The sequence below is a fragment of the Halobellus sp. MBLA0158 genome, assembly GCF_041477585.1.
Lineage (GTDB): Archaea > Halobacteriota > Halobacteria > Halobacteriales > Haloferacaceae > Haloquadratum > Haloquadratum rubicundus.
Genome location: NZ_JBGNYA010000001.1, coordinates 2174797 through 2196685 on the forward strand (window position 1 = coordinate 2174797; position 21889 = coordinate 2196685).

General features: G+C 66.1%; 21 protein-coding genes and 1 tRNA gene. 12 read left to right on the forward strand and 10 right to left on the reverse strand.

Translation table 11 applies throughout. The features are described 5' to 3' along the window. Positions 1-24: 24 nt before the first annotated feature. Together OS889_RS11160 and OS889_RS11165 are read right to left on the reverse strand one after the other, a co-directional pair. On the reverse strand, positions 25-4620 hold the full coding sequence (locus OS889_RS11160; RefSeq protein ID WP_372389874.1) for a S8 family serine peptidase: 4596 nt from the start codon (positions 4618-4620) through the stop codon (positions 25-27). A 1-nt stretch (position 4621) separates the two neighbouring features. Continuing rightward, positions 4622-5065, reverse strand: coding sequence for a hypothetical protein (locus OS889_RS11165; protein ID WP_372389875.1), 444 nt, complete (start codon positions 5063-5065; stop codon positions 4622-4624). 152 nt (positions 5066-5217) lie between these two features. On the opposite strand from OS889_RS11165, the gene OS889_RS11170 reads away from it, so the two are divergent. After that, positions 5218-5427 (forward strand): hypothetical protein, encoded by a 210-nt coding sequence (locus OS889_RS11170; protein WP_372389877.1) that lies wholly within the window; start codon positions 5218-5220, stop codon positions 5425-5427. A gap of 76 nt (positions 5428-5503) precedes the next feature. On the opposite strand, the gene OS889_RS11175 is transcribed toward OS889_RS11170, so the two are convergent. The 4 genes from OS889_RS11175 to OS889_RS11190 form a co-directional block, all read right to left on the reverse strand. After that, a complete protein-coding gene (locus OS889_RS11175; protein WP_372389878.1) occupies positions 5504-6889 on the reverse strand; it encodes a hypothetical protein in 1386 nt (461 codons plus the stop codon). Further along, complete coding sequence (locus OS889_RS11180; protein ID WP_372389879.1) at positions 6886-7515, reverse strand: hypothetical protein; 630 nt, start codon at positions 7513-7515, stop codon at positions 6886-6888. Before OS889_RS11180 ends, OS889_RS11175 begins: the two co-directional genes overlap by 4 nt. A 454-nt stretch (positions 7516-7969) precedes the next feature. Further along, entirely contained in the window at positions 7970-8368 is a 399-nt protein-coding gene (locus OS889_RS11185; protein ID WP_372389880.1) for a PIN domain-containing protein, read from the reverse strand. Beyond that, the gene (locus OS889_RS11190; RefSeq protein WP_372389881.1) at positions 8365-8607 is read right to left on the reverse strand and encodes an antitoxin VapB family protein; all 243 of its coding nucleotides are present in this window, start codon (positions 8605-8607) and stop codon (positions 8365-8367) included. Before OS889_RS11190 ends, OS889_RS11185 begins: the two co-directional genes overlap by 4 nt. Positions 8608-8715: 108 nt before the next feature. Between OS889_RS11190 and OS889_RS11195 the strand changes: the two genes are divergently transcribed. From OS889_RS11195 to OS889_RS11205, 3 genes are all read left to right on the forward strand, one after another. Then, entirely contained in the window at positions 8716-9351 is a 636-nt protein-coding gene (locus OS889_RS11195) for an IS6 family transposase (RefSeq protein ID WP_372388535.1), read from the forward strand. 208 nt (positions 9352-9559) lie between these two features. Then, entirely contained in the window at positions 9560-9862 is a 303-nt protein-coding gene (locus OS889_RS11200) for a DUF8011 family protein (protein ID WP_504923076.1), read from the forward strand. A gap of 172 nt (positions 9863-10034) precedes the next feature. Then, a complete protein-coding gene (locus OS889_RS11205; protein WP_372389884.1) occupies positions 10035-11021 on the forward strand; it encodes a calcium/sodium antiporter in 987 nt (328 codons plus the stop codon). Positions 11022-11097: 76 nt separating this feature from the next. Here the strand turns inward: OS889_RS11205 and OS889_RS11210 are convergent, their stop codons facing one another. Both OS889_RS11210 and OS889_RS11215 read right to left on the reverse strand, forming a co-directional pair. Then, on the reverse strand, positions 11098-11403 hold the full coding sequence (locus OS889_RS11210) for a hypothetical protein (RefSeq protein WP_372389885.1): 306 nt from the start codon (positions 11401-11403) through the stop codon (positions 11098-11100). Between the two features lie 219 nt (positions 11404-11622). Then, entirely contained in the window at positions 11623-11904 is a 282-nt protein-coding gene (locus tag OS889_RS11215; RefSeq protein WP_372389887.1) for a hypothetical protein, read from the reverse strand. 181 nt (positions 11905-12085) lie between these two features. On the opposite strand from OS889_RS11215, the gene OS889_RS11220 reads away from it, so the two are divergent. From OS889_RS11220 to OS889_RS11230, 3 genes are all read left to right on the forward strand, one after another. Further along, the gene (locus OS889_RS11220; protein WP_372389888.1) at positions 12086-12340 is read left to right on the forward strand and encodes an AbrB/MazE/SpoVT family DNA-binding domain-containing protein; all 255 of its coding nucleotides are present in this window, start codon (positions 12086-12088) and stop codon (positions 12338-12340) included. A gap of 6 nt (positions 12341-12346) precedes the next feature. Continuing rightward, positions 12347-12751 (forward strand): PIN domain nuclease, encoded by a 405-nt coding sequence (locus OS889_RS11225; RefSeq protein WP_372389889.1) that lies wholly within the window; start codon positions 12347-12349, stop codon positions 12749-12751. Positions 12752-13013: 262 nt separating this feature from the next. Further along, on the forward strand, positions 13014-13340 hold the full coding sequence (locus tag OS889_RS11230) for a DUF8000 family membrane protein (protein WP_372389890.1): 327 nt from the start codon (positions 13014-13016) through the stop codon (positions 13338-13340). A gap of 65 nt (positions 13341-13405) precedes the next feature. On the opposite strand, the gene OS889_RS11235 is transcribed toward OS889_RS11230, so the two are convergent. Beyond that, positions 13406-13480 (reverse strand) — tRNA-Val (locus tag OS889_RS11235). A 251-nt stretch (positions 13481-13731) separates the two neighbouring features. Here OS889_RS11235 and trpD point away from each other — a divergent pair. Genes trpD through trpG form a run of 4 tightly spaced genes read left to right on the forward strand, consistent with a single transcriptional unit; the run spans position 13732 to position 17922 of the window. Beyond that, entirely contained in the window at positions 13732-14754 is a 1023-nt protein-coding gene (trpD, locus tag OS889_RS11240) for an anthranilate phosphoribosyltransferase (RefSeq protein ID WP_372389891.1), read from the forward strand. A gap of 2 nt (positions 14755-14756) precedes the next feature. Then, positions 14757-15473: a phosphoribosylanthranilate isomerase gene (locus OS889_RS11245; RefSeq protein WP_372389893.1), complete on the forward strand. Its 717-nt coding sequence runs from the start codon at positions 14757-14759 to the stop codon at positions 15471-15473. Then, the gene (trpE, locus tag OS889_RS11250) at positions 15470-17233 is read left to right on the forward strand and encodes an anthranilate synthase component I (protein WP_372389894.1); all 1764 of its coding nucleotides are present in this window, start codon (positions 15470-15472) and stop codon (positions 17231-17233) included. Before OS889_RS11245 ends, trpE begins: the two co-directional genes overlap by 4 nt. Continuing rightward, the gene (gene trpG, locus OS889_RS11255; protein ID WP_372389895.1) at positions 17230-17922 is read left to right on the forward strand and encodes an anthranilate synthase component II; all 693 of its coding nucleotides are present in this window, start codon (positions 17230-17232) and stop codon (positions 17920-17922) included. Before trpE ends, trpG begins: the two co-directional genes overlap by 4 nt. A gap of 21 nt (positions 17923-17943) precedes the next feature. Here trpG and OS889_RS11260 read toward each other — a convergent pair whose 3' ends face one another. After that, the gene (locus tag OS889_RS11260) at positions 17944-18168 is read right to left on the reverse strand and encodes a DUF8029 family protein (protein WP_372389896.1); all 225 of its coding nucleotides are present in this window, start codon (positions 18166-18168) and stop codon (positions 17944-17946) included. Between the two features lie 509 nt (positions 18169-18677). On the opposite strand from OS889_RS11260, the gene OS889_RS11265 reads away from it, so the two are divergent. Beyond that, a complete protein-coding gene (locus OS889_RS11265; RefSeq protein ID WP_372389897.1) occupies positions 18678-21833 on the forward strand; it encodes an adenosylcobalamin-dependent ribonucleoside-diphosphate reductase in 3156 nt (1051 codons plus the stop codon). Positions 21834-21889: the final 56 nt, after the last annotated feature.

Here is a 21889-nt window from a genome sequence, read left to right on the forward strand (position 1 = left end):
ATGGCGTGGTTAAGTCCTCCCCTCTCACCGTCGTCGCGTGGCCGTCGCCGCCGCCAGGAGGATCGCCGCGACGGCCACGACGATGCCGAACCCCGGCGTCGACCCGCCGCTCGTTCCAGGCGTCGAGCCGGTCGCTTCCGTCGGCGACGACGGCGTGGCGGTGCCCTCGATCGAATCACCGTCGCTCCCGTCCGCCGCGGCAGAGTCAGCGGCGGTCGTTCCCGGAGTCGACCCGCCGACGCCCCCGCCCGCCGACGCGTCGTCGACGCCGATCGCGAAGACCGAAAAGCCGGGCGTCGTGGCCTCGTAGACGCCGTCGCCGAGCGGCGCCGTGTCCAGGCGCTGCCACGCCCCATCGTGGTAACGGTAGAGCCGAACGCGCTCGGGCGTCGTGCCCGGGGGCAGCGACGACTCGGAGACGGCGAACTGGAGGGATGCCCCCGCGATGCGGTCATCGGGGAGATCGACCGCGTCCGCCCGGAAGTACCCGACCGCCGTCCCGTCGTCGAGGGAGGGCGCGTCCGCGGTCGTCGGCGTCGGCGGCGTCACCGAGACGCTGAAGTTCGCCGCGTCGCCGGAGGGCCGTAGCCGGAGGCCCGTGACGCCCGCGACCGCCGACGTCGCCGCGTCGCCGAACTCCGCCGACACCGTCTGGCCGGCAGCCGCGCGCTCGACGGTGACCGAGACGCCGCCGGCGGTCCGGTCGACGCGAACCCGCGGGTCGGGCGTCGGTGTCGGGGTTGGCGTCGGCGTCGGTGTCGCCGTCTGCGGTGGGGGAAGCGGCGCTCCGCCCCCGCCACCGCCCCCTCCGCCGCCTCCGCCTCCACCGCCGTTCCCTCCTCCGTCGCTGCCGCTGTCGAACTGGAGCGCGTTGGTCGATTTCGACCCCGTGTTCCCGGCGACGTCCGTCGCCGATACGGAGACCGAGTACGAGCCGTCGGCGCCGATCCCGCCGCCGTCGACCGTGAACGTTCCGGTGTAGGTGTCGTCGTCGTCCGAATCAGAGAGCGACACCGTCCCCGCGCCGAACGACGCGGCGTCCGCTGAGACCGAATCGACCCCGCTCGTCGCGTCGGTGACCGTCGCGGAGACCTGGACGCGGTCGCCGTCTTCGACGGTTCCGTCGCCGTCAGTCGCGTCGGTGATGGACGGCGACGCGATCGTGGGCGGCGTCGAGTCGGGCGCGAGTTCGACGTCGCCCTCGGAGTAGTGGATCGGGATCTCCAGGCGGATCCCCTCGCTCGTGACAGTGCTCTCGGCGGATGCGGGCGCGGAGCCGAGCGCGGAGACGTTGATGCTCGCGGGGTCGGAGACGCCCCAGTCGTCGAGGACGGCCGTGGGGACGAACGCGTCGAAGAAGCCCCGGTTCTGCCCGCCGCTGGCGTTGAGGTGGGGCGCCGCGACGTACAGCGAGAGCGCGTCCGTGGTCGTGCTGTACGCCGGCGTGCCGAACGCCTGGGCGTCGGTCAGGAGCATCGTTCCGTTGAACCGATCCCGTCGCGCCCGGTCGAACACCGACAGGTCCGAGACCGCCAGGTCGATCGTCGCGGGCGAGCCGAAGTCGGCCGTGTCGGTCTCGGACCACGGCTTCGTCGTCCCGTCGAGTTGGGTCTCGTTGTACTGGACGTCCGCCGGATCGGCCGTGACGTTGATCGTCGTCGTGTCCGCGTCGACGGCGGTGACGTTCCAGGTGGCGTTCCGCCCGGCGCCGAGGAGGAGCCGCGGCGTCCAGTTCTTCACCGTGACGTTCACCGCGAGCGTGGTATCCGGTTCGACGCCGAGGTCCGAGAGGTCGGTCCGGTTGGCGAGATCGGAGTCGGCGGCGTCGCGAAGCTGGACCTGGAGCAGTCCGCCGCTCCCCTGGGTGAGATAGACGTTCGCGGTGACGTTCGACATGTCGGGCGCCGGGCCGTCAAGGTGCGTCACGACGACGTCCCGTGTCACCAGTTTCACCGTCGCGTTCGCGTCGCCCGAGCCGTCGTTGCCGGCCGCGTCCGCCGCGGTGACGAGCGCGAGCCGGTAGCGCCCGGCGTCCGGGAGCACCGTCTGATTGACGTACGTGCCTCCGCCGGGCGTGTCGAAGTCGGCGAGGGAGAGCGTCCGGACGCGCGCGTTGCTGTCGAGGTCGGTGATCGTGAGATTGACCGTCGAGAGAGTCTCGTTGCTGTCGAAGCTCGTGTAGAGCGTGCGCGTGTCTGTGACCTGGACGCCGAAGTCGGTGACGTTCGGCGCGGCGCGGTCGCTGACGTTGAGCTGGAGCGCGTTCGTCGCCGTGCTGTTTTCGTTGCCCGCGACGTCGACCGCCGTGAGGGAGACGGCGTAGCTGCCGTTGGGCGCGGCCTGGTCGGCGTCGACGGCGATCGTCGCGTTGTAGACGTCGTCGCCGTCGGGGTCGGTGAGCGCCACCGTGCCCGCCCCGAACGCCGATGCGTCGGCGGTGACGGCGTCGACGCCGCTGTCGGCGTCGGTCGCCGTGACGTTGAGTTCGATCTCGTCGAGGGCCGTCACGTTGCCGTCGCGGTCGCCGAGGTCGAGGGCGTTCGCGTCGGTGATCGACGGCTTCTCGCGGTCGACCGCGAGCGTCAGCGTGTTCGTCTGGGTCGTGTTCTTCGTTCCGCCCCGGTCGTACGCTTCGATCGGAATCGCGTAGGAGCCGTTCGGTGCGGCCGTCGACCCGTTCACCGAAACGGTCGCGTTGTAGACGCTGTCGCCGTCGGGATCGGTGAGACTCACCACGCCAGCGCCGAAGTCCGAGGCGTTCGCGGTCGCGTTCTTGACGCCGATTCCGGCGTCGGTCGCGGTGACGTTGATGCGGATGTGATCGTCGGTATCCACCGTCCCGTCGCCGTCCGTCTCGTCCACGGCCGTCGCGTCGGTCAGCACCGGCGGGACCGGCTCCGGATCGGTCGACGAGACGGTGACGCCCGCGTCGACGAGGCCGTAGCCGACGTCGTTGTTCGGCAGTGTCCAGTGATTCGTATCGTTCCCCGTCGATTCCAGAAGCGAGATCGCGTCCGCTGGCGTCAGCGACTCGTTCTTGTCCAATGCGAGCGCGACGACCCCGCCCGCGTGCGGCGCGGATGCGGAGGTGCCGTAGAACGGGTCGTCGACGCTCGTCGAGACGCCGTCGGGCGCCACCACGTCGGGCTTGATCCGGCCGTCGATAGTCGGGCCACGCGAGGAGAACGATTCGACCGAATTGTCCCCGTAGTACGTAGCACCGACCGTCAGGACAGCATCAGTCGTGGGATTGGTGACGCTCTGTACTGTCGTGTGCGGCGACAGCGAACCGCTGCTACTGAAGACGGTGAGATTGAGCGCTTCCGACCCGCTCTCGCGTTTGACGGCGACGTAGTCCGTCGAATCGTAGGTCCCGACAGCCTCCCTCGGCTCCCAGGTCCCGTCCTGGACATCGTCGGAGATGTAGGTCGGATTGTTCGGAAAGTCGCTCTTGGTGTCGAAGAGGTAGAGGTCGAGGTTCTGGTCGCTCTGCGGCCAGTCGTCCCACTGGAGGTATACGTTTCCGTTCCCGCTCACAGTCATCAGTTCCTGGCTGTCGGCGAAGTTCAGCCAGTCGTTGTTATCGCCGTCCTTCCAGGTGCCGTTCCAGTGTTCCCCGTCGGCGGTGTTGCCGGCCGAGACGCTCCACAGCGTCCCGTTCGCGGCCGACTGTCTGAACTGATCGTTGAAGTAGCCGCTCCCGTTCATCGGCCCGACGTTGTACCACGACAGCGACATCACGGCCACGTCCGCGGAGGTGTTCTCCCGGATGTACTCCATCGCGTCGTAGAGGCCGACCTCGGTACCGATGTCGATCAGAACGAGCGAGGCGTTCGGCGCGGTGTCGACGACCAACTCAGAAACCGCCGTCCCGTGGCCGTCGGATGTGTTCGAGAAGCTCCCCGAGGGGGCGTACACGTCGACGACGTTGTCGCTGATCTCCGGGTTCGTCGCGTCGAAGGCGACGTCCACCACCGCCACGGTGACGTTGTCGCCGTACTGGCCCGCGCCGTACGCCGGCGAGACGTTCATATTCGACAATCCCTCGCTCTCGACGCTCCCGCGATCGATCGCCTGGGCGACGGGGCGGTTCGGTCGGCGGATCCGCTCGACGGCCGGGGTGTCGGCGAGCGTTGTCAGCGCCGTCCGCGGGAGACTGGCCTGGACGAACCGGCCGTGTCGGACCGCGACCGCCCCCGCGTTGCCGCGAACGCGACGCGCGACGGCGTCCGCCGATCCGGGCGCCGCCTCGACGACGACGTCGACCATCTCGACGCCCGCCGTGGTCAGGCTGTCCGGCGTCGCGCGGCCGTCGCCCCCGCCCCGGCCGTCACCGCCGTCGAGCAGTCCGGCCGCGATCTTGGCCTCGGGCGGCGGGCCCGCCGCGTCGGTCGTATTCGAGCCGTTTTGTGCGGATGTCGGGGTTGACGTGGACGGAGGAGTCGCGGTCCTCTCCGCTCGGGTCGGCGGCTCGGCGGCCGACGACGAGACGGAGTGCCGGTCCGCGGCGCCGACCGCAGACGAGGCATCGTCCGGCCCGCCGAGTCCGCTCGCGAACGCCGGGGCGGCGCCGGCCGTGAGGAGCGCGGCGACGGTCACGAGGACGATCGCGGTCCGCATCTCAGGTGGGTTGCGGCCGCGACGGCGGCCGGACCGCGGTGACGTTCTCGTGCCGTGCCAGCCCGACGAGGTCGTCGACGGCGACGAAGCCCTGGACGAGGCCGTCGCGCCGGAGTTCGACGGTCACGCCGTAGCCGTCGGGGAGCGCCCGGCCGCCGGCCAGTTCGATCACCGCCTGGACCGACCCGTCCTCGTAGACGAGCCCGTGCGGGTCGGCGTAGGCGGTTCGGTTCTCGGCGGTCGCGAGGTCGTAGAGCCGCCGATCGAGGTCCGGAGGGCGGGAGGGAGTCGCCGCGGCGGTGGTCGCCGTCGGCGACTGCGTCGGGGACGCTCGCGTCGTCGCCGTCGGGTCCGAGATCGGTGAGCCCCAGCCTGTACACCCGGCCAGGAGGACCAGGCCGACTGCGAGCAGGGGCGGCAACGGGTCGCGAGCGCGGCACGTCACAGTTCGGAAGGAGGTCCTCCGCGGTATGAATATTATTGATACTCGATTGATACGCAGACGGTTCTTTCCCGATAAATCGCGGGAAAGCCATCGGAGGATCCCGCCAGACGTCGATCGCTACGGTTTTCACTCGATGTCCGAACTAGCTCGATATGCCGAAGGCGACGACCGACACCATCGCGACGCTCCTCGAGAGCGCGATCGAAGAGACCGACGACTCCGAGGTCCACTACAAGCTCCGAACTGCGCTGCAGCTGCTCGACGTCGTCGAGCGACGCCAGGAGAGCGCCATCGATCTGCTGACCGACGAGGAGTTCGACGGGGAACTCCGCGAGCGGCTCGAAGAACTGGGCTACCTCTAGTGTGGGACCGCCGTTCGGATCACGCGCTCCCGTGAACTGACGGAGGCCCCCGAGCGCGAGCGACGATCAGTCCCGGTCACTGCTCCCGCAGCACCGCCAGCAGGTGATCGGCGACCGGCGGGACGTACGTCGCGTAGTGGTACGCGTACAGGAGCCCGCCGTAGGTCTCGTTGATGGTGTACGTCGAGACCTCGCCGTCGTCCAGGTCCGCGACGTCCTCGTGGAACTCGCGGAGCTGGTACAGCAGCATATCGGTCGCCGGCCAGTCGAGTTCGAGCCGGAGCGCCTGTGGCTCGCCCGTCCAGACCATCCGAAGCGCGTCGACGGCGTCCCCGCGGGCCTCGGCGATCGGCGCCACCGTCTCCGGGACGCCGTAGTTCCCGGCGTCGATCTCCTCGACGACGGTGCGGAAGGTCTGGAGGGCGGCGAGTCCGACCGCGGCCTGGAGGCACCGACTTGCCGGCTGGCGTTCGAGGCCTCGGCCCTCGACGAAGTCGTCGCCGACGAGCTCTCGGGCGTGACGGTAGAGCTCGCCGGCCGGCGTCTCCTCGATCGACCGCGCAAAGGGCGGTTCGTCCAGGTCCTCGTACTCGTGGACGTCGGCGTGCGCCGAGGTGATCCGGTGCTGTTCGACGAGCCGCCCCGCCGTCGACTCGATCGCGTCGCGATAGGACGTCGGATCCGCGACCGACTCGCGGTAGGTCCCGCGGAGCGAGGTCGCGTCCGCCAGCGACGCCCGCGCGTACTCGACCGATGCGGCGAGGTCGCTCACCGCGAACGCCTCGTCGCGCGGCGCCTCCGGAAACGACGCGGGCTCCCGGAGTGACCTCCGGACGCTCTCGACGAGGCCCTCGATGTGATTGTGGACGAGCAGCGCCTCCAGCGCCGAAGCGCCGTCGTAGGTCCACGAGCGGAGGAAGTCGTACAGGTCCGATCGCACGCGCTCCCGCCGCGAGCGGAGTTCCTCTCCGTCGACCCGTCCGATCGCCGCGCGGTAGGCGGCGTTGATCCCCGCGGCGTCGGCCCGGACCGACCGGAGGTCCCCCAGCCGCTCTCTCGGAGCGGTCCGGTCGGGGAGATACTCCGATTCGCTCCCGCCGGACGGACCCGTCTCGTTCCCGCGCGCGTCCCGGAATCGATCCGTGACCGACGATCGGCGTTCCGCGAGCTCCGCAGCGAGCGCCTCGTTGGGGAGATCCGGCGATTCGGGAACCTCATCGAGGAGTGCGCGGATCCGCGACCGGTGGCGGTCGAACGCGCTCGCCGGAATCGACAGCGGGAACGCGGTCGGCGGTGTGGGCGGCGGCCGCTCGGCCAAGTCGGTCAGCGCCGCGTGATCGTACGAGAGCGTGTCGTCGTCGCCGCCGAGGACAGCGTCTCCGACGCCGCCGCAGCCCGCGAGCGCACCGGCGATGGCCGTCCCGGTCGCAGCGAGCATCTGCCTGCGGGTACGCCGGGTCATTCGTCCGCACCTCCCGCGTCTGTGGCCGCTCCCGTCGCATTCGTCGGCGTGACCGGCTCGAAACTGACGACCGTCGGCCGATTGTCGCACGAACTGCTGAACCCCATCCCGAGAGTGTTGAACGAGTCGCCCGCGAACGGGAGCCGGATCGCGACGCCGACGGTGTCTTCGGCGTCCCGCTCGCAGGCGACGTCCGCCGGACGCATATCGCGACAGTACTGGGAGTCGACGCCGTCGTCTTCCTCCGAGACGGAGACGAGCCGGAGGTCGTAGCACTCGGGGATCGGTCGCACCAAGAGCAGTATCGACTCGGTCTCGAAGTCGGTCGAGTCGACGAACTGTTCGAGCTGTCGCGCCTCCGGAACGTCGGCGAAGGACGGGACGTTCGCCCGTTCCGTGAGGTGCTCGTAGGTGTAGGAGCGGCGCGCGGCGGATTCGTCCTCGATGAGCGACGCGCCCTCGTTGTTTCGGACCTGCTCCCGTTCGTAGTCAGTGACGGGACGTTTCTGCTCTGCGAAGTGCGGCTCCGCCCCCGTCCGGTCGAGGGATTCCGAACAGCCGGCCACCGAGCCGACCACCGGGAGGGACGCCGCCGCGAGGAACCGCCGTCGGGACCAATCGGACATACGAACCAAGGGCCCGCCGATCGGTGAAGGTCTTTTGCCTCGCGCGGCCCGAGCCAGCCCTGTAACGGAGAGCGACGGCTTCGCGCGGAAGTAGTGGTGCTATTCAGCGATAGAGTGTCGGCGTCGCTCCGCAGTGCGATTCGGCGTAGAAAGAAGTGGGTTGGCTATCGATGTGGGGTGGTCCTTCCCGCCGTGATCAGGTGTCGTTGTTTCACTTCGCCTTCGGTGAATCAGTCGAACGGATCGGTCTGCGAACTGAAATCACAGTTATCTGCCTGACTCTGTTAGTCGTCATCGGTCTCGTCTGGAGAGATCTTCTGATAGATCGTCTCGACGAAATCAAAGACCAATTCGCCGGCCTTGAGAATGGCAATGACGACCTCTTCCATATCTCTCACATAAGACTTTCTGGAATAATGGTTTGCTGTACTGAGTGGGACCACCTCAGAGACGACTATCGATACTCTTCGACGTCGACGACCCGTTTGGTCGCCTCGTGGGTCAAGTCGCCGTCCGCGGAGACGACCGGCGCGCCCCATTCGCGACCGACGGCGGCCACGAGCCCGTCGACGCCGTCGAGATACGGTCCGCCGGGCTCGATCTCGTCGGCGATCCGGGCGGCCGTCTCTGCGAGCTCGTCGTCGACAGCGACCACTTCGCCCCAGCCCAACGCCGCGATCGCCTCGTCGACGTCGCCGTCGGGGTGGTTTCCGACACCGACGAGCGTCTCAGCGTACGCCGGTGCGGGGAAGATCCACGTCTCGTCGTCGCCGCCGTTTGCCGCGTAGTAGTCTTTCGTCGCCGAGACGCCGCTGAGGTAGTCGATGAGAAAGTTCGCGTCGAGGACTCTCATACGTTCCCGAGACCGCGCATCCGCTCTTTCCGCTCGTCTTTCGCGTCGGCGCGTTGCTCGCGGATCCACTCGCCTTCCGCTTCAGACAGCAGCCCGAATCCGTCCTCGAAGTCGCTGTCGGTCGTCTCGCCGAGCAGCCGATCGAGGACGTCGTTGTAGGACTCGCCCTCGCGCCGTCGGCTGTCGAGGCGCTTTTTCACCCGATCGCTGATCCGGATCTGCTCGTCGGCGGTCGCCATTACTCGTGTCAACGTTGGCGTTGACAGCGTAAAATCGTTTGGCACAGTCGTGGGGGGCACTGTTCAGATAAGATCGAAAAGTGAGGCGGTCGTAGTTCGTTGGTGCCTATGCAAGAACCCAACCGCCTCACCGGAGGTAGCGACTTTCCAGAGTTAGGTTTTGTGGAGCGAGAGGCGACACCCGAGTCGGCGATGAAGTTGGGTATCCAACTGCATTTGGCGGGATTATCGCTGTCGGATACCGTCTCTGTTCTTGCAAGCCTGGGTGTCGATCGGTGTCGCTCCACCGTTCACAACTGGATTCAGAAGGCAGACCTACAGCCTGCCGAGGGACAGAATCCGAATTACGTCGCGGTTGATGAGACTGTAATTCGAGTGAATGACCAGCGCTACTGGCTGTTTGCGGCGGTCGATCCCGACACGACTCGCCTGCTGCACGTGCGACTATTCCCGACCAGGACCCAAGCGCTGACCGAGATGTTCCTTGCGGAACTCCGCGAGAAACATCTCGTTTCTGACGCGATCTTCCTGGTCGATGGCGCACCCTGGCTGCAGGCGGCCTGCCACCGTCACTCGCTCCGATTCCAACACGTCACTCACGGGAATCGGAACGCCGTCGAACGTGTCTTCAAAGAACTCAAACGCCGAACTGAAGCCTTCGCAAACCACTTCAGACACGCTCGTCCTGAAACCGCAGAAACGTGGCTCCAAGCATTCGCCGTCTGTTTCAATCAACTAATCTGAACAATGCCGTCGTGGGGCGTCACAGAAATCTTGCTCCGGTGGCGTATTTCACGATCTCACAGTCGAATGAGTTCTCAGAGTCTGCCTGCGAATTTCACAGTGTATCTCCTACCGTCTCCTGTAGAGGAATCGCGTAGCACGGGAAGAGACGTTCTACTGGGCTCACACTGAGGCACTGTTTTGTATCCCAAGCAGGAATGCGTCGCTTATGGTCCCCTATGTTAGTGAGGTGCTGTTCAACGAACCGCAAGGCCGTCGTATGGCACTCATTCAGCTCGGCCTGTCGTTTACCTTCTTGTGTATGTTCGCGTATGCTTGGAGCGTCGGCGACGCTGGCGAAACCCGATGGTTACTATTTATGATCGCCGGAACCGCTCTGTCCGGAATCGCCGAGTCCCTCCCAGAGACCCAACTCCGGACGGTGGGCGTACTCCGTTTCGGGGCGGTCCTCGTATTGCTGTGCGTCGTCGCTGCGCCCCTCCTCGGTCTCGAATTCTTCTTCGGAGGATAACCGCTGGTGGTGACGGTCTCTGTACTGAGCGATTCGGTAGTAGTAATCTCATTCCCTTTCGGTGAATCAGTCGAAAGGATCCGTCTGTGTGTTCGCTGGCACTCCGTGAGATCACCAGTCAGCGAAGGAGGGCACCAAACCTTGATTGAGGAGCCGCCAGTCGAACCGCACGATGGTACAAGGCGGTCCAGCTGTCCAGGTCGGTGTGATTGCTCTCTCGATTCTGGGTCTCTGGATCGGTGCGCGCTTTTTGGTTGATGCGGTCGTTCGGTTAGCCCGCCGATTCGGTCTGTCGGACCTCACTATCGGACTAACCATTGTGGCGATGGGGACATCCACGCCGGAACTCACCGTCTCGGTTGACGCCGCGCTCAAAGGGCTAGGAGATATCGCGGTCGCAAACGTCCTCGGCTCGAATATCTACAATCTGGCGTTTATTCTGGGGGTGATTTCCTTGCTGAAAGTTATCCCAATCGCCGCATCGATCGTCCACCGTGACGGGATCGCGCTGTTAGCGAGTACCCTGCTTGGTGGTCTCGTCGTGTACGACCTCGAAATTTCGAGACCCGAAGGAGCGCTGTTGGTAGGAGTCTTCATCGCGTACACTGCCAATCTCCTGCGATCTAGCCAGAAATCCCCCGATCACACTGCCGAGGTATCGTCCGCTGGATCGGCCGCAACCCACCCGGTGACAGAGCAGGAGACGTTTCGCGGACGGGATGTCGTGTTTCTCTGTGGCGGGCTGGCGTTGGTCCTCGTGAGTGGCGATTATATGGTGCTGGCCGCTTCGGACTTGGCCCGCAGTGCCGGTATCTCGGAGTGGGTTATCGGTGGAACCATCGTCGCGGCGGGTACCTCGACCCCTGAGTTTGCCGTGTCACTTGTCGCTGTCCGGCGCGGAAGTCTCGGCGTCTCGGTCGGAAACGTCGTCGGGAGCAATGTCTTCAATATCACAGGAATTCTGGGGGTGGCAGCTGTCATCCAGCCGTTGATAATGAATAGTAGTCCTGTTGTGACGCTGGGATGGCTGGCAGGTATCTCCCTAGTGATGGTCACTGCTTTGTGGACGGGACGAGTTCTCTCTCGATTGGAAGGTGGTTTGTTCGCCGTTTCCGAGGTCGTCCGCTGGGTACTGGGTGCTGTTGGTCTACTCGGCTGATCGCGTTCCTCTCAGCGACGCGAAGTCCGCGTAACCACTGAATGGGCGCGAATCGGGGGCCTTGACCGAGGGCACACTATTCGGAGTCGTCGTCGAGGGTATCTTCGACAGCCTGAGAGTCGACTGCGTCAGGTGAGGGCGGGAGTTTGTTTTTCACGAGCCACAAGCTCGATCGATAGATCCCGTATCCCAATCCGGTGAACAGAATCAGGTCGACGATGTATAGTTCGATGAATTTGACGGGAGTGATTTGACTGAGTTCGAGATCGCCAAAGAGAATGAGAATCTCGAGCGTAATGACGAGGATTACCGCCGGCCCGAAGAGGACCAAGAACCCGATAGCAATGAGAGGGAGACGTTCCCGCGAATCGGTCGATTTCATACTAGCTGATACTTTTCGTACGCCAATGAGTACTTCGACCGATCTGCTCTTACCTGAGAGCGGATGGGAACAAAGACAGAGAAACGTGGTGAAGGGCCGAGTAAAAGCGAATGCCACGAAAACGAGGATCCCCGAAATACCTGCTTAGCGCGCGAGTTGTTTCCCGTATATCGATTTATCAGTCCTCTTCAAAATAAGGCGGCGTCTCCATTCCAGTACTTACCCACCACCGCCGTTTCCACCAAACGCGCCCTTCTCGGCTTCTAATTCGTTCTCACGACGGGATCGCTCGCTGTCTGGATCAGAAACGGATTCTTGGGAATCTTCGTTTGACTGCGTAATTGAGAGCACCCAGCCGATGCTGTACACGACCAAGCCGCAGCCGATGCCGCCCACCGTATCAAAAAGGTGCATTCCAACGAGTGACGTGATGACACTCAGCACCGGGCCACCGATAATGGCGTAGCCGAGATTCTCTCTCAGAAAGCGGTGCTCCCTCATACGGGACGCATTGGCTGAGTGATGGAAATACTTTGTCGCTACTCTTTGTTGAGCAAGTTCCAACGGAAGACCTCGAATCGGTGGCTTACAGGCGGATCTTATCGGTGACCTCCGAACGCTCTGTGGGAAAATCATCGAAATTACGGGAAGAATTTTGTTTGTACAGGCCGAATCCGTCGCTATGACCTCGAAGGCCGACAAGCGGGGCCGAATATATCTCCCGAAGGAGATCCGGGAAAAGCACGGCCGGCAGTACCGCATCGTCGATCTACCCACCCACGTCGCGCTGTTTCCCGTCGCAGACGACCCCCTCGACGCGGTCGAGACGGCGGTCGGTGACGCCCTCGCGGACGAGGACGTCGACGAACTCAAAGCCGAGGCCCGCGTGAAGGCCGCTCGTGAGGTCGCAGACGAACGGGACGCGGACGGGACCTGACGCCGGATGTACGTCGAGAGCGACTTCCTCTTCGCGCTGGCGAAGCCCGACGACTGGCCGAAGGAGAACGCGACGGCCGCGCTCGAATCTGACGACGTCTATACGTCACTCACCGCCTACACCGAATTTCTGGTGTATTGGTACGACGAAGAATCAGGCGAGTACACGGTCGATATCGCCGAACTCATCCCGAACCTCTTGGAACTCGTGCCGATTCGCCCGGCGGAACAGGAGGACGCGCTCCTCGTCGCGGTATCCTTTATCGAGGAGTACGGCACGACGCCGTTCGATTCCATTCACGCGGGTATTGCTCACACAAACGGCGATACCGTGCTTTCGACGAAGCAGGATTACGACACGGTGGGCGTCGAACGCGTCCCGCTCGATTCGTACCGCGACGATTCGAACTGAAAACTCCGAGCGGTGCCGGACCACCGTTTCCGTGTACGTTCCTCACTGCGACGTTCCGTATCCCGCCTCCGTATGCAGTCGATCACAGCAATACGAAAGTCGCACAGGAGCTCCATCTGGATCCCGACGAGGCGCTGTTGTTCAAACCGGGAGGCGACGAGCTGTGCATCCGAAAGGGAGTCCACTGAGAGAACTGAGTGGGCGGGGTGGGTCCGAAGAAAGACCTGTATGGCTCCAGCGATCAATTGCCGCTGGTATCACGATGGGCCGGAGCATCGAGATCACTGGCAATTCGCTCATTTATCTCTTCTATATCGTTTCGCTGGCCGGCCTCGTGGCGATTTTAGGCACTGTCGTATTTCCGCTTGAGGATCCTGGAAGCGCCGCGCTTGCCGTGCTTCTCGTGTCGTTGACGGCCGTGGGAATTATCGGGTTTTGGCGTCGGGTGACTGACCGCGACGGAGAGCATCTCGGGACCGTTGAGGATCTCGCGTACGACCCGATTGCATACCCCGGGCAAGCGGCCAAGCACAACTGGGCGAAAGCGATCCGTCGCTTGCGCGTCGATGGTGAGGAAGACGACGACTGACTCTATATCGGGCTCGCTCGTTAGTCGGTCGCCTCGCCGAGGTCGTCAAGTCCGTCAAAAAGTAGTGGGTTGGGGCAGATTTGAACTGCCGGCCTCCTCCATGTCAAGGAGGTGTCATAACCAGACTAGACCACCAACCCGCCTGGCGCATGCTCGCTCGCACTCTTCCGAGCGCATCTCCCGATTCCCGGTGTACGTAATTGAAGGTTTCGTTTCGCGGATCGGACGCCGTCGTCCGGTTTGAGGTCCGACGGCAGTCCAGCGTCCCAGACCCGACACGGGCCGGTCGTTCGGCCGATGGCGGCGATCGGCCGGAGTGACCGCTCCGATAGCCTTATACTGGTGAACGAATTTGTTCACTGTAACACGAAGACGTACATCGGTGATCACGATGACACTCCAAGATTACATCGAACGCGCGACGGAGGGAACGGATCTGACACAGGCGGAGGCCCGCGAGGCGGCCGGTCTGGTCTTCGAGGACGCGACCGAAGCCCAGATCGGGGCGCTGCTGGCGGCGCTTCGCGCGAAGGGCGAGACCGAGACGGAGATCGCCGGCTTCGCGCAGGGGATGCGCGACGCCGCCCGGACGATCGATCCCGACCGGGACCCGCTCGTCGACACCTGTGGGACCGGCGGCGACGACTACAACACCATCAACGTCTCGACGACGAGCGCCATCGTGGCCGCGGGCGCGGGCGCCGCGGTCGCGAAACACGGCAACTACTCGGTCTCCTCGTCGTCGGGGAGCGCCGACGTCCTGGAGGTCGCGGGCGCGGACGTCGAGGCCGAGCCCCCGGCCGTCGAGGAGGCGATCGAGCGCGACGGGATCGGCTTTATGCTCGCGCCGGTGTTCCACCCCGCGATGAAGGCCGTGATCGGCCCGCGGAAGGAACTCGGAATGCGGACCATCTTCAACGTCCTCGGGCCGCTCACCAACCCCGCCGGCGCGGACGCGCAGGTCGTCGGCGTCTACGACCCCGACCTCGTGCCGGTGCTCGCGCGCTCGCTCTCGCACCTCGCGGTCGACCGCGCGCTCGTCGTCCACGGCTCCGGAATGGACGAGATCGCGCTCCACGACGAGACGCGGGTCGCGGAGGTCGACGGCGACGACATCGAGGAGTACACGCTCACGCCCGAGGAGATCGGACTCGACGCGGCGCCGATCGACGCCGTCGCGGGCGGCACGCCCGAGGAGAACGCCGAGGACCTCCGGGGGATCGTTACCGGGACGGTCACCGGCCCGAAGCGGGACATCATCCTCGCGAACGCGGGCGCGGCGATCTACGTCGCGGGGCTGGCCGACAGCATCGAAGACGGCGTCGAGACGGCGGCGAAGGCCATCGACGAGGGCGACGCGACGTCGACCTTCGAGGCCCTCTGCGAGCCCGTCGACGCCGCGGCGGAGCGCTGACGATGGTGCGAACGAAGATCTGCGGCGTCACGAACGAAGCCGACCTGCGCGCCGTCGAAGGGGCAGGCGCGGACGCGGTCGGCGTCATCGCCGACGTCCCGGTCGAGACGCCCCGCGAAGTCGCCGTCGAGGACGCCGCCCGGCTCGTCGCGGCCGCGCCACCGTTCCTCACGACGACGCTCGTGACGATGCCCGACACGCCCGCCGAGGCCGTCGACGCCGCCGACCGCGTCGGGTCGGACGTCCTCCAACTGCACGGCGACTTCGCGCCCGGGGCGTTCCGGGAGATCCGCGACTCCGTCGGTGCCAAAATCGTCGCGGTCGTCGACGCCGAGGACCCGGAGCGCGCTCGCGACGTCGCGCCCGCGGTCGACGCCGTGCTCGTGGACTCGATCGACGGATCGGGCGCCGGCGGCACCGGCGAGACCCACGACTGGGCGGCGACGGCCGAAGTGACCGCGACGCTCGATGCGCCGGTGATCCTCGCCGGCGGCCTCGGGCCGGAGAACGTCGCCGAGGCCGTCGAGACCGTCCGGCCGTTCGCCGTCGACGTCGCGAGCGGCGTCGAGGCACGCGGCGGGCAGAAGGACCACGACGCGGTCCGGGCGTTCGTCGCCAACGCGGCCGCGGCGGGCGAGCGGATTGCCGGCGACGACGCGGAAGCGTCCGGGGGGAGTCGGACGGACGACGACCGGACGGTCGAGGAGGTATCGTCGTGAGCGACCGCGGCGACGACGCTGATAGCGTCAGCGCGCCCGCGCTGTCGCAGTCCCGCGAGTCGTTCGTCCGCGAGGTCGAGCGCGCCACCGCAGAGGCCGAGGGGCCCGTGGTCGCCCACGTGACCGCGGACCTCCCGGAGACGGAGCCGCTGTCGGCGTACGCCGCGCTCGCCGATCGGAGCGACTACGGCTTCCTCCTGGAGAGCGCCGAGAAGACGCCCTCCAGCGACCCCGCGGGCGCGTTCGCGCCCGACCACGCGACCGCGGACCGCCACGCGCGCTACTCGTTCGTCGGCTACGATCCCGACGCCGTGATCACGGTCGATCTCGACGGGACCGACGTCGAACGCCTCGGAGGTCGCGCGGCCGAGTACGTCGAGGCAGAGATCGGCGATAGCAACGACGGGGACGAAGACGCCGGCGCCGACACTCGGAGCGACCCGGACGTCCTCGACCGCCTCCGGGCGGCCTTCCCGGGCCTCCCGCGCGTCGGCTTCCCGGACGACGACCGCCAGCGGCTCCGCGGCGGGCTCGTGGGCTTCCTCGCCTACGAGGCCGTCTACGACCTCTGGCTCGCGGAGGTCGGGATCGAGCGCCCCGAGACCGACACGCCGGACGCGCAGTTCGTCCTCACGACGAAGACGCTCTCGTTCGATCACGCCGAGTCGTCGGTCTCGCTCGTGCTCACGCCCGTCGTGACGCCCGACGACGACCCGAGCGCGGTCTACGACGAGCTCCGAGAGGAGGCCGACCGCGTCGCCGAGACGCTCGCCGACGCCGAGGCGCCAGAGACCGGCGGCTTCGTCCGGACGGGCGAGTCCGCGGGGCCGAAAGCGGAGTACGAGGCCGCGGTCCGGAAGACGAAAGAGCACGTCCTCGACGGCGACATCTACCAGGGCGTCATCTCCCGCGTGCGGGAGCTGTACGGGCAGGTCGACCCGCTCGGGCTCTACGAGGCGCTGCGGGAGGTCAACCCCTCGCCGTACATGTACGTCCTGCGGCACGACGACCGCCACATCGTCGGCGCGAGCCCCGAGACGCTGGTGTCCGTGCAGGGCGAGCGCGTCGTCTCCAACCCGATCGCGGGGACGTGTCGGCGCGGCACGAGCCCCGTCGAGGACCGCCGGCTGGCCGGCGAGATGCTCGCCGACGGGAAGGAGCGCGCCGAGCACACGATGCTCGTCGACCTCGCGCGCAACGACGTCCGTCGGGTCGCAGAACCGGGCAGCGTCCGCGTCGAGGAGTTCATGAACGTCCTGAAGTACAGCCACGTCCAGCACATCGAATCGACCGTGACGGGGACGCTCGCGGGTCAGGACAGCGGGAACGGCGAGTACCCCGGGGGCGCCGACGCCTTCGACGCCACGCGGGCGACGTTCCCCGCAGGGACCCTGACGGGCGCGCCGAAGGTCCGCGCGATGGAGATCGTCGACGACCTCGAACGCTCGCCCAGGGGCGTCTACGGCGGCGGCGTCGGCTACTACTCGTGGTCCGGCGACGCCGACTTCGCGATCGTGATCCGGACGGCGACGGTCGAGGCGGGCGCCGACGGGGGCGATGACGTCGTCGCCGTGCGGGCGGGCGCGGGCATCGTCGCCGACAGCGACCCCGAAGCCGAGTACGAGGAGACCGAACAGAAGATGGACGGCGTGCTCACTGCCGTCGAGCGGATCGAACGCGACGGCGGCTCCGAGGGCGGGGCCTCCGACGGCGCCGAGAGCGACGAGGACGCCGAGGACATAGAGGAGGTGGCCCGATGACGCTCCGCCTGCTCGTGGTCGACAACTTCGATTCGTTCACCTACAACCTCGTGGAGTACTTCTCCGAACAGCGGGTCGACGGCGAGCGCGTCGACGTTGTCGTCCGCAAGAACACCGCGTCCATAGCGGAACTCCGCGAGATCGACCCCGACGCGATCGTGATCAGTCCCGGCCCCGGCCACCCGAAGAACGACCGCGACGTCGGCGTCACGAACGAGGTCCTGACGTCGCTCTCACACCGCATCCCCACGCTCGGCGTCTGTCTCGGCCTCGAAGCGGCCGTCTACGCCTACGGCGGCGAGATCGGCCACGCCCCCGAACCCATCCACGGGAAGGCGTTCCCGGTCGAACACGACGGCCGCGGCGTCTTCGCCGGCCTGGACCAGGGCTTCCAGGGCGGCCGCTACCACTCGCTCGTGGCGACGGCCGTCCCGGACGACTTCGAGGTGTCGGCGACGACGAGCCACGCGATCGGGGGCGGCGACGCGGGCGAGGGAGGAGAAGAGAGAGCGGGCGAGGCGCCGGAAGCGACCGATCTCGTGATGGGCGTGCGCCACCGCGAGTATCCGATCGAGGCGGTGCAGTTCCACCCCGAGTCGGTGCTCACGGGCGTCGGTCACGACATCGTGCGGAACTTCCTCGAAGAGTGCGTGCTCTCGCGATCGATCGACGAGCGCGCGCGGGTCTGAATTTCTCCCTTTTCCGGTCGGTCAGCCCAGGAGATTGATGCCGAAGAACGAAAGCACCAGCAGTCCGCCGACGACGAGCGCGGCGATGGTGACGAGCCGCCAGGCGATCTTCAGCGCGATGCGTCCCACGAGGACGACGATTCCGACGCCGACGATCACCGCGAGCGCCTGCCCGAGCGGCTGGGAGAGCAACCCCCCGAGCTGAAGGAGCGCGAGCGACGGCACGACCGATGCGAGTGCGGACATACCCGATATATCCCCGGTAGAGGGAATAAGTCTGTGGGGTAATTCGGGGACGTCGCGGACGGAGGCCACCGAAGAGCGACGCCGTCCCGCCGGCATAGGTATGTAATATGACTATTAGGGGCCTCTAGCGGATCGGAACGCGCCGGAGTCGACGCGCGACCCGGCGGAATCGCCGCCGAACTGGGTCGATCCGCCGCCGTCGGACACCCCATCTGTTCGGTTGGATATCGATAGACAGCGACGAGATATCTTCCGGATATTTCACTTTCACTCCGGTCTACTAACCTTGATAACTCGCTGGGTCGAACGGACGCCCGTCACGTCGGAGGCGTGCCACCGGCAGGGGGGAGTAAGGTATCTGATGTGATAGGTATTCGGCCGTCTGCTGATACCGAAGCCTTAAACCGACCTGCCGCACTCACAAGCCATCGTCACAAATGACCGGAACTGAGCCAGTCGCACGAGTCGAAATCGCCCGGTGGACTTCCACAGGGCGGGAGGAACAGTAAATGAGCAATCAGCCCGAGAGAGTCGACGACCTGGAACTGCCCGTCAAGCGGACCGACGGGGAGACGCTCGAAGAGCGACTCACCGCGAACGCGTACCACAACATTCTGCCGGCGCGGTACCTCCGCAAGGACGCCGACGGCGAACTCATCGAGTCCCAGGAGGACCTCTTCCCCCGCGTCGCGAAGAACGTCGCGCTCGCGGCGGCCGTCTTCGAGGCCGAAAACCAAGGCGTCGAGGTCACCGTCACGCCCGAGCAGCTGAAGCCCGACCACCCGCGTCGGGACGAACTCGCAGAAGAGGTGTTCGGCAAGGGCGTCACCGCCGACGCCGACGCCGAGACGGCGCTTTCTGTCTACAACGTCAACAAGTTCGCCTACGACACCGTCGTCCCCGAGCTGCCGGACGAGATCCGCACGCAGGTCGAAGAGACCCGCGAGGAGTTCGAGTCGCTGATGGACTCGCTCTCCTTCATGCCGAACTCCCCGACGCTGATGAACGCGGGCGACGAGCTTCAACAGTTGTCGGCGTGTTTCGTCGACTCGCCCGACGACGACATCGACGACATCCACCAGACCGCCAAGGAGGCCGCGCAGGTCTTCCAGAGCGGCGGCGGGATGGGCTATGCCTTCTGGCGGCTCCGCCCCTACGGCGACCCCGTCGGCTCGACCGGCGGCATCGCCTCGGGGCCGATCACCTTTATGCGGACCTACGACCAGCTGTGTGAGACCATCGCGCAGGGGGGCGCACGACGCGGCGCGCAGATGGGGGTAATGCGGGTCAGCCACCCGGACGTCATCCAGTTCATCCACGCCAAGAACAAGGACGTCTCTCTGGCCCACACCCTGCGGCTCAACGACCCCGACGACTACACCCACAACTCCTTCCAGGACGCCCTGGAGGAGGCGCGCGAACTCATCGACGACGAGGGCCGCGTCCCCAAGCACCTCCGGAACGCGGTCGAGGGCCACCTCTCGAACTTCAACATCTCGGTCGGCATCACGGACGACTTCATGGACGCGCTGTTCGAGGGCGAGGAGTTCACCTTCACCAACCCCCGGACGGGCGAGCCGCACGTCGCCACGCCCGAGACGAAGGAGCTCTACGAGATGTTCGACCTCGGCGAACACGTCGAGGTCGGCGAGGAACTTTCGGTCCCGGCCCAGGACCTGTGGGACCACATCGTCGAGGGCGCCCACGAGAACGGCGAGCCGGGCGTGATCTACCTCGAACGCGTCAACAAGCAGCACTCCTTCGACGTCGAGGAACACCCCGACCACCAGATCCTGGCGACGAACCCCTGCGGCGAGCAGCCGCTGGAGGAGTACGAGGCCTGTAACCTCGGCCACATCAATCTCTCGACGCTCGTCGACTTCGACGCGCCCGACTGGCGCGTCTGGTACGACGCCCACGGCGACGAGTACGACTCCTTCGACGACGCCGTCGACGCCTTTTTGGAAGAAGCGATCGACTGGGAGGAGTTCGACTACCGGATCGACCGGGGAACGCGGTTCCTCGAAAACGTCGTCACGATGTCGGACTTCCCGGTGCCGGAGATCGAACAGAAGGTCCGGGACATGCGGAAGATCGGCCTCGGCGTGATGGGGCTGGCCCAGCTGTACATCCAGCTCGGCATCCAGTACGGCACCGAGGCGGGCAACGAGGTCGCCCGCCAGCTGATGACGCACATCAACCACGAGTCCAAGCGGACGAGCCACGAGCTCGCGGAGACCCGCGGCTCGTTCAACGACTGGGACGACTCCAAGTACGCGAACCCGACCGAGTACCGCGAGTGGTTCGAGCACCACACCGGCGAGGACGCCGACGACTGGGCCGAGGGCTACCCGATCCGGAACCACAACACCACGACGGTCGCGCCGACGGGCACGACCTCGATGGTCGGCAACACGACGGGCGGGATCGAGCCCATCTACAACGTCGCCTACTACAAGAACGTCTCCGACGACGTCCAGGGCGACGAGATGCTCGTCGAGTTCGACGACTACTTCCTCCGTGTCCTGGAGGCCAACGACATCGACGTCGACACGGTGAAGGAAGAGGCCCAAGAGCAGATGGCCGCGAACGAGTTCGACGGCGTCTCGTCGCTGTCGACGGTGCCCGACGCGATCTCGGAGCTGTTCGTCGTCACCGGCGACCTCTCCGGCAAGCAGCACGCCGCGGTGCAGTGCGCCACCCAGGAGGGCGTCGACTCCGCCATCTCGAAGACCTGTAACTTCCCGAACTCGGCCTCGAAGGAGGACATGGACGAGGTCTACCGCTACATCTACCGCAACGGCGGGAAGGGCGTCACCGTCTACCGCGACGGCACGCGCTCGAAGCAGGTGCTGACGACGCGCGCGCAGAACACCGACTTCGCCGACGAGAGCGAGGCCGCGGAGGCGCTCGTCGAGCAGATCCGGGAGGTCTTCGGCGGCGTCGAGGGCTTCCTCGAGAGCGACGAGGTACAGGCGGCCATCGACAGCGAGGTCGAGCGGCTGCTTTCGGCCGCGGACGGCGAGACCGACCTCGGCAAGAAGCGCCCGCGTCCGGACGTCCTCCACGGCGTCACCCAGCGCATCGACACGGGCTACGGCAAGCTTTATGTCAACATCAACGAGGACCAGGATGGAAAGCCGTTCGAGCTGTTCGCGAACATCGGCAACTCCGGCGGCTTCACCGCCTCCTTCACCGAGGCGCTCGCGAAGACGATCTCGACGGCGCTGCGCTCGGGCGTCGATCCCAACGAGATCGCCAGCGAGCTCCAGGGCATCCGCAGCCCGAAGGTCGCCTGGGACAAGGGCGAGCAGATCAACTCCATCCCGGACGCGATCGGCACGGCGATGCGGCGCTACCTCGACGGCGAGATCGACAAGGGCTACCCGCAGCAGCAGAACCTGACCGAGCTGTCGGAAGACGGCGAGACGGAGGCCAGCACGCCCGGCCGGCAGACCGACGGCGGCGCGACGGTCGACGTCGGCGACGTGGACGTCGGCGAGTCCGCCGACCGGACCAACGCCGCGGCCGCCGGCGCCGACGACGCGACCGACGACCTGTTGGCGGCGGGCGAGAGCCCCGAGTGCCCCGAGTGCGGCAGTATGTCGCTGTACTTCTCGGAGGGGTGCAAGACCTGCGAGGCCTGCGGCTGGTCCGAGTGCTGAGGCGCTCGCTGGCGTAGCGATCGACTTCCGATTTTCGTCGCCGGACGCGAACCTTC

Coding starts and splice junctions, on each gene's coding strand:
- OS889_RS11225 (WP_372389889.1), top strand. CDS start 12,347: ATGTACGTCGAGAGCGACTTCCTCTTCGCGCTGGCGAAGCCCGACGAC.
- OS889_RS11245 (WP_372389893.1), top strand. CDS start 14,757: ATGGTGCGAACGAAGATCTGCGGCGTCACGAACGAAGCCGACCTGCGC.
- trpD (WP_372389891.1), top strand. CDS start 13,732: ATGACACTCCAAGATTACATCGAACGCGCGACGGAGGGAACGGATCTG.
- OS889_RS11160 (WP_372389874.1), bottom strand. CDS start 4,620: ATGCGGACCGCGATCGTCCTCGTGACCGTCGCCGCGCTCCTCACGGCC.
- OS889_RS11195 (WP_372388535.1), top strand. CDS start 8,716: ATGCAAGAACCCAACCGCCTCACCGGAGGTAGCGACTTTCCAGAGTTA.
- OS889_RS11185 (WP_372389880.1), bottom strand. CDS start 8,368: ATGAGAGTCCTCGACGCGAACTTTCTCATCGACTACCTCAGCGGCGTC.
- OS889_RS11180 (WP_372389879.1), bottom strand. CDS start 7,515: ATGTCCGATTGGTCCCGACGGCGGTTCCTCGCGGCGGCGTCCCTCCCG.
- OS889_RS11215 (WP_372389887.1), bottom strand. CDS start 11,904: ATGAGGGAGCACCGCTTTCTGAGAGAGAATCTCGGCTACGCCATTATC.
- OS889_RS11190 (WP_372389881.1), bottom strand. CDS start 8,607: ATGGCGACCGCCGACGAGCAGATCCGGATCAGCGATCGGGTGAAAAAG.
- OS889_RS11205 (WP_372389884.1), top strand. CDS start 10,035: ATGGTACAAGGCGGTCCAGCTGTCCAGGTCGGTGTGATTGCTCTCTCG.
- OS889_RS11175 (WP_372389878.1), bottom strand. CDS start 6,889: ATGACCCGGCGTACCCGCAGGCAGATGCTCGCTGCGACCGGGACGGCC.
- OS889_RS11265 (WP_372389897.1), top strand. CDS start 18,678: ATGAGCAATCAGCCCGAGAGAGTCGACGACCTGGAACTGCCCGTCAAG.
- OS889_RS11170 (WP_372389877.1), top strand. CDS start 5,218: ATGCCGAAGGCGACGACCGACACCATCGCGACGCTCCTCGAGAGCGCG.
- OS889_RS11230 (WP_372389890.1), top strand. CDS start 13,014: ATGGGCCGGAGCATCGAGATCACTGGCAATTCGCTCATTTATCTCTTC.
- trpG (WP_372389895.1), top strand. CDS start 17,230: ATGACGCTCCGCCTGCTCGTGGTCGACAACTTCGATTCGTTCACCTAC.
- OS889_RS11220 (WP_372389888.1), top strand. CDS start 12,086: ATGACCTCGAAGGCCGACAAGCGGGGCCGAATATATCTCCCGAAGGAG.
- OS889_RS11210 (WP_372389885.1), bottom strand. CDS start 11,403: ATGAAATCGACCGATTCGCGGGAACGTCTCCCTCTCATTGCTATCGGG.
- OS889_RS11200 (WP_504923076.1), top strand. CDS start 9,560: ATGGTCCCCTATGTTAGTGAGGTGCTGTTCAACGAACCGCAAGGCCGT.
- OS889_RS11260 (WP_372389896.1), bottom strand. CDS start 18,168: ATGTCCGCACTCGCATCGGTCGTGCCGTCGCTCGCGCTCCTTCAGCTC.